The following is a 9,382-nucleotide window of genomic DNA, read 5'->3' as shown; positions in this document are numbered from 1 at the left end:
GGTTCGGGCGGGGAGGGCCATTCGAAAACCGTCAGGCTTGATATTTCCGAATGGCCCTCCCCGCCCAAACCTTGCCACCTCGCGTTTGCGGCCGCGACATCCAGACCGCAAACCGCCACAGGCAGGGCTGTGGCACAGCTCCAGGCCGTCCGTGGCCGGGACCCCACACCGTTGCGGGCTGGGGTCTCTGCCGGGAGTTGCGGCAGCGGCGTCCTCCTGGGTTTCGGCGCCGACCACGACCAAGCGCAACCACCGCTTCGACACAAGGCTGCGGCCGCGAGTTGCGGCACCGGCTGGCTTCCAGGGGTGCCTCGAGCACCGCGAGACACCCCTGGAAGCCAGCCGACCACCGCCTCGGCGCAAGGCCGCGGCCGCACGCTGCGGCATCGTCCGAGGCTACGCAAGGTCCGCTTCGGTACAGGGCTGCGGCCGCGAGTTGCGGCACCGGCTGGTCTCCAGGGGTGCCTCGAGCACCGCGAGACACCTCTGGAAACCAGCCGGTCAATGGTGCGGTCGCAGGCGGTCTGAACCGTCGGCGTCAATGGACCATGCATTCCGTGAGGCCGGGCCTTTTCACCAGGTATTCCGCGAGCCGAGGACTTTCGTTCCTCGCGGCCGAGGCCCTTGCCACCAGCCGCCCGGCGTTGTTGGGGCTTCCGTTTCGGCCGGCTGGGGATGGAGTCACCGAGGACCTGGCGTGGCTGAGGTTTCGCTTCTCGCGGCCGGAGCCCTTGTCGCCGCATGCTTGGCGTGGCTGAGGCTTCCGAGGGATAAGGCTGGGCCTCGGGATGGAGCGGCGCCAGGTAGGCAAGGTTTGGGCGGGGAGGGCCATTCGGAAATATCAAGCCTGACGGTTTTCGAATGGCCCTCCCCGCCCAAACCGTCCCCCCTCGCGCTGGGTCCCGACCCCAAAACCCCGACCTAGCGCATCGACTCCGAAGGCAGCTCGGGTAGGCGGGCGGCAACCGCACGACTGCGTGTTGTTGCCGCCCCCAGGGCAGGGTCAGGTACGGTCGCCGGTGATGTAGTTGGCCAGGGTGTGGCGTTCGGCTTCCAGTTCGTCTATGCGGTTCTTGACCACGTCGCCGATGCTCACCACGCCCGCCAGCCGGCCGTTGTGGACTACCGGGACGTGGCGGAAGCGGTGTTCGGTCATGAGGCGTTCGACGTCCTCCAGGCGGGCTTCTGGGGGGACGGTTCGGACCTGGGTGGTGTGGATCGTGCTGACCGGGTGGGACAGGACTGCGGGGCCTTGGCTGGCCAGGGCCCGGACGACGTCGCGTTCGCTGACGATGCCGTCGACCGTGAGGCCGTCCCGGGACACCACGGCGGCGCCGATCCGGTGCCTGGCCAGTTCCTCGATCAGGCCCTTGACGGTCAGGTCCGGTGCCACTGTCACCACCTTGTCGCCTTTGACTCGGATGATGTCGCTGATCCGCATCGCCCCTCCTTGTGTGGTCGGCCCCCGTGCTCGCTCGAATCTCTTCCTGCTTCTATGCCGAAGAGCGGGTACTGAAGTCAATAGGGTTCGGGCTATGCCGAAATAGTGCTGGGTTGTGGTGGGGCTAAATCGGTCGCTGAGGTCGGGGCTGCGGGCTACCGTCCGGCGGTGACCGACAGGGCGATGGCCGGGACCGGCGGGCGGCAGCTGGCGGCTGTCGCTGAGGTGGTGGGGCTGGCGCGGGGGCTTGGGGTGGCCGTGTGGCTTCGGGGCGGGTGGGCGATGGACTTCTACCTCGGTGCGGTGACCCGGGCGCATGTGGACGTCGACTGGTTCGTCCGGGAGGGCGAGGTGGTGCGGCTGGCGGAGGCCCTGGTCGCCGCGGGCTGGGTGTTGTTGCCGGAGCCGCCGCACGATCGGCAGATGGATCTGGTCAAGGGGGATGTCGAGCAGAGCCTGACGCTTGTCGGTCACGATGAGGCGGGACGTCCGGTAGTGCCGGCCGGGCCGTGGGCCGGTGAGCCGTGGCCGGAGGCCATGTTGGACGGGCCGCCCGGGACCCTTGCCGGGATTACCTGCCCGATCGTCGGTGTGGAGGCGCAGATCGAGATCAAGCGGATGCTTCCGGTGTGGAATCCGGCGCTGGCGCGCCGCCCCAAGGACGCCGCGGACATCGCCCGCCTCGAGGCCGCCCTCGAAGCGCGCCGCCAGGACGGCAGGACCACCCACAAGAGCTGACCTGCCAGGCGGCGTGAGCGCCGGCAACTCGCTGACTCGCAACTGGCGACGCCGCCGCTTGGAGGGCGGCGGCGTCGGGTTGGGTGGGGTCAGCTGCGGCGCAGGGCGGAACGCCAGCGGCTGGGGGCCGGCCTGGCGTTGCGCTTGCGGAGATACAGCAGGGCGGCGGTGGCGACGCCGGCGAGGGCCAGCAGGGTAGCGGTGGCGGGTTTGCGGTGGGCCGACACCTTCTGAGCGGGGCGGGACGTGCGGACCGTGGTGACCGCCTGGCGGAGCCGGGACGGGCCGGTGACCCGTAGCTCGTCGGGGGTGATGGTGCGGACCTGGTCGGTGGCGTTCGTCGTCATCGCTCAACCTCTCCTTGCGGGGTGCGTTATGCCGTGCTCTATGCCCTTTATCCCCTAGCGTTCAACCCGTTCTGTGACTGAAGTTAATCGGAGAGTCACTCCCCTGGTGTCACCAAACCGACAGAACCGACAGAAGCCGCAGAAACCGCACTGATCGGGTGGTTCGGCCACCCGGCCGGGATCCGTTCGAGGAGGCCGCCGGCGAAGACCTCGCGCAGGCCGAGCGGCTTCAGGTGCACGTACCCGATGTGGCAGTCGCAGATGGTGTTCACGCAGTTCCGCGGGCGGAGCGCCGAACGCCACGTGCCGTCGTACAAATTGCCGATCTTTTCCTGGATGAAGTGGCAACGCCGGACCGTACCGTCGCCCTGGACCGAGATGGCGGTTTCGCCGGCGTGGCAGGGCCGGTCGAGCGAGAGGTGCGGGCGGACGCTGTAGGCGAACAGCGGGTCCAGTGCGGTCCACTCCGCCTCCTCGCCGGCGGTGTAGCGCTTGCCCTCGGCGGCGTTGATCCAGAGGTAGACCTCCGGCGGCAGCGCGGCGCGCAGGGCGCGGGCCTCGGCGAGGTGCTCCGGGAGGCCGACGACGCCGACCGAGAAGCGCACGCCGAGCTCCAGCAGCGCGGCGCAGCGGGCCAGGAACCGCTCCCGGGTGACCTGGCCGGGATGGTAGGTGGCCCAGAGCGCGACCGACGCGGGGTCGGCCGCGGCGAGCCAGTCCGGCCGGGCGGCCAGGTTCGTCTGGATCGCCACCCGCTCGACGTGCGGCAGGTGCGACAGCGACACCATCGCGTCGCGGTACCAGCTGCGGGTCAGGCCCTCGCCCCACGGGGTGAAGAGCACCGAGAGGCGTACGTCGGTGGTCGCGGTCGCCCAGCCGGTGAAGCGCGCCAGAGCGGCCCGGTCCTCGCGGAGCAGCTCCGGCGGGTCGTGCCGCTTCGCGAACGGGCAGTACGGGCAGTCGTAGTTGCAGCTGGCCAGGGGCCCGCGGTAGAGCACGGCGAGGTTCATCGGATCTGGTACCCGGCCATCGCGGAACGCACCTCGGTGGACGTCAGCCAGGGGCCGATCGCGTCCGAGCGCTCCAGCCCGGCCGGGGTCAGGCGCAGGCCGCCCGGCTCCGCCCAGCCGGCCTCGACGAGCTGCTCGAGCTGGGGGAAGTCCGCCGCCGGGGCGGTCCCGAAACGTCTGCGGTACGCGTACTCGTCAAGGCCTTCGGCCCGCAGCAGTGACTTGATCAGCCAACGCCGGCGCTGCTCGGTCTGATCCAGCGCGAAGCCGACCTCGGCGTACCGGAAGTCGTCGGCCGGGCGGGCCAGGTAGTCGTCGAGGACCGCGCGGACCTGGCCGACCGAGACCGCGTAGTCGAACGAGTAGTGCAGCTCCCGGGTGTACGACCGGGCGCCGCAGCCCAGACCGACCATGCCGTCGTCCTGGCAGGAGTAGTCGGGACCGTCGACCGGGAGCGTGGCGAGCCGGAACTGCCGCATCGACTCCTGTCGGTACCCGGCGGCGAGGAGCGCCTCGCGGCCCTGCCGGTAGAGCGCGAGGCGCTGGGCGTCCCAGTCGTCGCGGCTGACCGCCCGGCGGCCCAGGCCGGTGAGCGGGCGGACGTAGAGCGGGTAGAGGAAGATCTCCTCCGGCCGCCAGCCGAGCGCGGTGTCCAGGCTGAGCTGCCAGGACTCCGGGGTCTGGCCGTCGATGCCGTAGATCAGGTCGAGGTTGAGCACCGGCACCCGGGCGTCCCGGATCGCGCCGAGCGCGCGGTCCACCTCGGAGCGGCGCTGCGGGCGGCCGGCCGCGTGCGCCTCGCTGTCCAGGAAGCTCTGCACGCCGATGCTGACCCGGGTGACGCCGTGCGCGGTGAGCACCTCCAGGCGGTCCGGGGTGGCGGTGGCCGGGGACGTCTCCACGGTGAGCGGCACCCCGGGCAGCCGGGCGCCGAGCACGCCGGTGCAGATGTCGAACAGCTCGGCCAGCTCGCCGGACTCCAGGTGGGTGGGTGTGCCACCGCCGAACGCGGCCATCGCGTACGTCGCGTCGCCGAGCGCCCGGCTGACCGCGACCGCCTGGTGCCGCAGCTGGCGGAGATACGCGCTGACCTGCTCGGCGGGGGCGTTCGCGCGGGTGAACAGGTTGCAGAACCCGCAGCGCATCTCGCAGAACGGCACGTGCACGTAGAGGAAGAGCGCGTCGGAGGGCTCGTCGCGCCACACGTCGGCCAGCGCCGGGCGCGGCTGGAACGGGCGGTACGAGGTCTTGTGCGGGTAGGCGTACAGATAGCCCTGGTAGGGCGAATCGTCGATCATGAGGCCCTCGGGGTCAGGACGAACTCGGCGTACGGCACGGTCCAGACGACCTCGTGACCGAACCGGTGTCCGGTGTGGCCGTCCTCGCCGTACGCCGTGCCGTGGTCGGAACAGATGATCGTGAAGACCGGCCGGCCGCGGCCGCGGACCAGCGAGAACAGCCGGCCGAGGCGACCGTCGGTGTATTCCAGGGCGGCCGCGTGGCTGTCCCGGCTGTCGGCCGCCGCGCCGGGCAGGTAGTGCCGGTTCGGCTGGTGCAGCGCGGCCACGTTGAGGAACGTGAACAGCGGCTGCCCGGCCGGGACCGCGTCGATCGAGCCGGCCAGCCGGTCGAGCTGGGCGCCGAGACAGTCGGGCGCGGTGACCCCGAACGACGGCTCCCAGTGCGCCTCGGCGAACAGCCCGGGCAGCACGCTGCCGAGCGCGCCGCGCCGGTTGAAGAAGCCGACGCCGCCCAGGCAGAGCGTGTGATAACCCTCCACGGCGAGCGCGGTCGGCAGGTCGGCCGCGTCGAAGACCCAGGTGTCCGGCCCGGACGTCTCGCTGCCCGGGAACGCCGCGGCGTAGCGCCGGTCGTGGACGCCGGGCGACGCCGGGGTGGGCAGGAAACCGGCGAAGAACGCGTGGTGCGCGGCGTAGGTGAAACTCGCCGGGGAGTGCCGGCGCTCCCACCGGCCGCCGGGCAGCACGCCGGCCAGCTCCGGAGTGCGGCCGGCCGCGGCCAGTTCGGCGGCCACGTCGTAGCGCAGCGTGTCGATGGTGACCAGGAGGATGTCGTGACTGCCGATCAGCGAGCGCACCGGGTCACTCCGAGACCGCGGTGTACCGCTCCGAGATGGTCACGCCGTCGTCCTCGTACTCGTCGGGCTCCTGCTGGTCGTCGACGTTGACCTCGACCCCGGCCAGCGCCTCGACCAGGGCCTGGGTGGTCTCGTCGGACATGTAGTGGAACTCCAGACCGAGCTCGCGCAGGTGGGTGAGCGGCTGGCCGGCCAGCAGCGCGGCCGCGCCCTGGTCGCCGAACGTGCCCATCGCCAGGTCGAGCGTCTCCAGCCGGGCGACCACCGGCGCCTGGGCGAGCGCGGTGGCGATCTCGTCGGCGTTCTCCGCGTTGCGCAGCGCCAGCCGGCGCAGGCGGGGGAAGAGCTTGCCGTCCAGCAGCGGGCGCAGGGTCTCCAGGGTGGTGGAGCCGCCGTACTCGTCGACGCCCAGCCACAGCTCCAGGTCGGTCAGCTCGGGCAGCTCCGAGGTGAGCACCGCGGTGGTGAAGCCGGCGCCGAGGCCGCCGCTCTGCACCACCAGGCGGCGCAGGTGGTCGTTGCGGACCGGGCCGGAGAACCGGAAGTCCTCACCGCCACGCACCTGCAGCGTCTCCAGCAGCGGGAACGCGGTGAGCAGCCGGCTCACGTCGCCGACCTTCATCCAGGAGATCTCGCACTCCTCGGCGCCGATGTCGCCGAGGAACAGCGAGCGCAGCCGGGGCAGGCGCGGGGCGGCCGCGCAGAGCTGCTCGATCGGGGCGGGGGAGAACGCCGCATAGCCCCACGAGCCGATCACCAGGGACTCGGTCTCCGCACCCAGGTCGGTCAGGAACGCCTCGAGCTTGGCGCGGAAGCCCTCGTTGAGCTTCACGTCGGTCGAGTTGTCGTACTCGTGGTGGGAGACGCGCCAGGCGACGGTGGCGCTGCTGTCGTCCGCCGGGTACTCGACGATCCGGCGGCCGTCGAAGGCGGAGGTGTCGGACGAGAAGGTCATGGTGTGCACTCCGGGACGGCGGTGTAGCGGGCGGCGCGACCGTAGCAGGCGCCACCGACAAACGGCGGCCGGTCAGCGCACCAGGGTCAGCCCGGTCCGCTGCGGCGTGCGTGGCCGCAGCAGCGCCCGGCCGGCCAGGGTGACCGCCAGGAGCGTGACGACGTCGCGGGCCAGCCGGAGGCTCACGTCGTACACCGAAGGCTCGGGAGACAGGATCGCCTGCAGGACCACGGAGGTCACGGCGGTGAGCGCGGCCACGGCGGCGAGACGGACCAGACGGGTACGCCGGGGCCGGAACCGGTCGCCGTGCCCCTGCCACCAGCCGGGCAGCCAGCGTTCCAGCAGGACCGCGAAGATCATCGCGGGCAGGGTGACCGCGGCGGCCAGGCCGAACGCCATCAGCATGCCGGCACCGTGCGCGATCGCCGACGCGGCGGTCAGCGTGGCCAGGGTGATCACGTCGAACCGGCGCAGACCCCAGCGGCCCTGCGCGAGCATCCAGACCGCGGCGACCGCGACCGGGGAGAGCACGGCGAGGGGGATGCCGGCCCAGTAGGCGAGCAGATACGCCGCCGCGAAGGCGGCGGTCCGGGCGGCGTAGCGGGTGACGGTCATCGGCGTACCTCGGGGCTCGAAGGAGCGTTGGCCGGATCATCGGCGCGGGATCGTGGCAGGTGAGCGAATCCGCGCCCCGGCCGGTTCGCCGCACGCCACGTGGTGTTCCGCGCGCGGTGAACCGGTATTGGCCGATTGATCCCCGTCTCTTGATGTCCCGGTCGCCGGTGCATCCGGGAGGTCGCCCCGGGCAGTCACCCACGGCCCGGACCGTACCGGGCATGACAGGGATGAATCGCCGCATCTTCGTGCTCGGCGGGGTGGCAGGGACGGGCGCGGCGGGATGGCGGCGAAGGACTACCCGGTCGACTGGCAGGTCGCCACGACCGACCGGATGGCCCAGGACCACCCGGACCTGATCCTGCACCTGGGCGACTACGTCTACGAGGGCAAGCCGGTCACGGGGCGCCCGCGCCGGCACGCCGGGACGCGCGAGTGCCTGTCGCTGGCCGACTACCGGCTGCGGCACGCCCAGTACAAGAGCGGTGCGAGCATCCAGCTCTACCGGCGGGTGCGCTGGGGCCGGCTGGCCACGTTCCACATGCTCGACACCCGGCAGTTCCGGCAGGACCAGCCGTGCGGGGACGGTGAGTGGAAGGTGTGCGCGGCGGCGGACGCTCCCGGTCGTACGATCACCGGCGCCGCACAGGAGTCCTGGTTGCTCAACGGCCTGGCCCAGCACTACGCCACCTGGGACGTGCTGGCCCAGCAGGTGTTCTTCGCCCGCTGGTTCGACCGGCGCGGTGGTGCCTGCCTGGACGGCTGGGACGGGTACCGCTCCGCCCGGGCCCGGCTGCAGCGGGGCTGGCGGGACCGGCAGGTGCGCAACCCGGTGGTGCTCACCGGCGACGTGCACCGCGGCTTCGCCAACGATCTGAAGGCGGATTATGCCCAGCCCCGGTCGGCGACCGTCGGCACCGAACTGGTCTGCACCTCGATCAGCTCGGACGGCGACGGGACCGCGGTCGAGAAGCCGCTGTACGCCGACGTGAACCCGCACCTCAGGTACTACTCCGAGCGACGCGGCTACACCCTCACCACGATCGGCAAGGATTCGATGCGGGTCGATTTCCGGACGCTGTCACACGTCTCCCGCGCGGGCGCCCCGGCGCGCACCGCGCGGACGGTCACCCTGGTCAACGGCGTCCCGGGAGTGCACTAGCCGAGTCGACCAGGAAACGCAGCAGTGGACGCAGCTCACCCGGCACGTACGGCTCGTAGGCGGTGCCGCGCCAGTGCCGCCCGGCGTGCTCGACCGCCACGTCGTAGCGCATCAGGTCGGCGCCGGACGCGGCCGGCAGCTTGACGCCGAGCCGGGTCAGGTCGATCGCGTGGACCAGGCGGAGCAGATCCTCTGCCTGGTCGGTGGGCATCTCCTCGGAGTCCAGGACCACATGCAACGACCGGCCGGTGTATCCGGCCGGCCGCCTCAACTCGGCGATCACACGTTCCGTCATGTCGACTCGCTCCCTCTGCTGCGCTGCCCACCGCACGAACGTAGAAGCAGATCGGCCCGGACGGGATCGTCCTTTGGCTTTCCCCCGGGCCTTCTCCCGATGCTGGCACCGCGCCGACAGATCCGCTGTCGGTTCTTGAACAGTTCCGAGTCGGGTTCCCCGGCGGTGGCTGACCGCCGAAGATCAAATTCAAGATCGGGATGTCGTGCGTCCGCTGGGGTACAGACCGCCGCTCCCGCCGGGACCCTTCCGGTCTTCGCTGGCCGCTACGCGTCCAGAACGCAAAGCCCTCCAGGGCGGCGCCCGCGTGTGCGCACGGCCACCCCAACCCCGCAGCCGGTCCCCCAGGGGTGTCTCGCCCACCCCGAGAACCAGCCGGAGTCCGCGACCCGCGTCGCCCCGGCGGGTGGCCGCGGTGTCGCGCGGGCGTGTTTCCGGGGCGCGGTCCGCGACGCGCCGCCGGGCACTCGGCTGGTTGTCAGGGGTGTCTGGCGGGCCTGGAAGCACCTCTCTGGACCAGCCCGGTGCGGCTGGCTGGTTCTCGGGGGTGCCTCCGGGCCTTCGAGGCACCCCCGAGAACCAGCCGACTGGAGGTTGGCGCGGGGTGCTCGATCCGTCACCGTGCACCGCGCCCGGAACCGGCAAACCGCCCGGCCGGCTGGTGGTCACGGCTGTGTCCGGCGCTTTGAGGGAGCCGTGGGCGCCAGCCGGGGCCGGGGGC

Annotated in this window: 10 protein-coding genes; 2 read left to right on the top strand and 8 right to left on the bottom strand. The window is 71.6% G+C overall.

Translation table 11 applies throughout. The features are described from left to right. Window positions 1-1,003: 1,003 nt before the first annotated feature. Complete coding sequence (locus ADL15_RS10240) at window positions 1,004-1,441, bottom strand: CBS domain-containing protein (RefSeq protein ID WP_067687647.1); 438 nt, start codon at window positions 1,439-1,441, stop codon at window positions 1,004-1,006. 168 nt (window positions 1,442-1,609) lie between these two features. Between ADL15_RS10240 and ADL15_RS10235 the strand changes: the two genes are divergently transcribed. After that, window positions 1,610-2,179, top strand: coding sequence for a nucleotidyltransferase domain-containing protein (locus ADL15_RS10235; RefSeq protein WP_232344008.1), 570 nt, complete (start codon window positions 1,610-1,612; stop codon window positions 2,177-2,179). Between the two features lie 89 nt (window positions 2,180-2,268). Here the strand turns inward: ADL15_RS10235 and ADL15_RS10230 are convergent, their stop codons facing one another. From ADL15_RS10230 to ADL15_RS10205, 6 genes are all read right to left on the bottom strand, one after another. Next, window positions 2,269-2,526, bottom strand: coding sequence for a hypothetical protein (locus ADL15_RS10230; protein ID WP_067687646.1), 258 nt, complete (start codon window positions 2,524-2,526; stop codon window positions 2,269-2,271). A 95-nt stretch (window positions 2,527-2,621) separates the two neighbouring features. Continuing rightward, the gene (locus ADL15_RS10225; RefSeq protein ID WP_067687645.1) at window positions 2,622-3,536 is read right to left on the bottom strand and encodes an STM4011 family radical SAM protein; all 915 of its coding nucleotides are present in this window, start codon (window positions 3,534-3,536) and stop codon (window positions 2,622-2,624) included. Continuing rightward, on the bottom strand, window positions 3,533-4,834 hold the full coding sequence (locus tag ADL15_RS10220) for an STM4012 family radical SAM protein (RefSeq protein WP_067687641.1): 1,302 nt from the start codon (window positions 4,832-4,834) through the stop codon (window positions 3,533-3,535). Before ADL15_RS10220 ends, ADL15_RS10225 begins: the two co-directional genes overlap by 4 nt. Then, the gene (locus ADL15_RS10215; protein ID WP_067687640.1) at window positions 4,831-5,634 is read right to left on the bottom strand and encodes an STM4013/SEN3800 family hydrolase; all 804 of its coding nucleotides are present in this window, start codon (window positions 5,632-5,634) and stop codon (window positions 4,831-4,833) included. Before ADL15_RS10215 ends, ADL15_RS10220 begins: the two co-directional genes overlap by 4 nt. 4 nt (window positions 5,635-5,638) lie before the next feature. Next, window positions 5,639-6,589: an STM4015 family protein gene (locus ADL15_RS10210; RefSeq protein WP_067687639.1), complete on the bottom strand. Its 951-nt coding sequence runs from the start codon at window positions 6,587-6,589 to the stop codon at window positions 5,639-5,641. A 72-nt stretch (window positions 6,590-6,661) separates the two neighbouring features. After that, window positions 6,662-7,204, bottom strand: coding sequence for a hypothetical protein (locus tag ADL15_RS10205; RefSeq protein ID WP_067687638.1), 543 nt, complete (start codon window positions 7,202-7,204; stop codon window positions 6,662-6,664). Window positions 7,205-7,487: 283 nt separating this feature from the next. Here ADL15_RS10205 and ADL15_RS10200 point away from each other — a divergent pair, with 283 nt between their 5' ends. After that, entirely contained in the window at window positions 7,488-8,366 is an 879-nt protein-coding gene (locus ADL15_RS10200; RefSeq protein WP_067687637.1) for an alkaline phosphatase D family protein, read from the top strand. Here ADL15_RS10200 and ADL15_RS10195 read toward each other — a convergent pair. Then, window positions 8,341-8,661 carry a protealysin inhibitor emfourin gene (locus tag ADL15_RS10195; RefSeq protein WP_067687636.1) on the bottom strand — a complete coding sequence of 107 codons (321 nt, stop codon included), beginning with the start codon at window positions 8,659-8,661 and terminating at the stop codon, window positions 8,341-8,343. The two genes, ADL15_RS10200 and ADL15_RS10195, sit on opposite strands and share 26 nt — an antisense overlap. Window positions 8,662-9,382 lie beyond the last annotated feature (721 nt).

This window comes from Actinoplanes awajinensis subsp. mycoplanecinus (assembly GCF_001509495.1).
GTDB classification, from domain to species: Bacteria; Actinomycetota; Actinomycetes; order Mycobacteriales; family Micromonosporaceae; genus Actinoplanes; species Actinoplanes palleronii.
The sequence above is the reverse complement of the archived record's forward strand: the minus strand, read 5'-3'. Positions and strand labels throughout refer to the sequence as shown.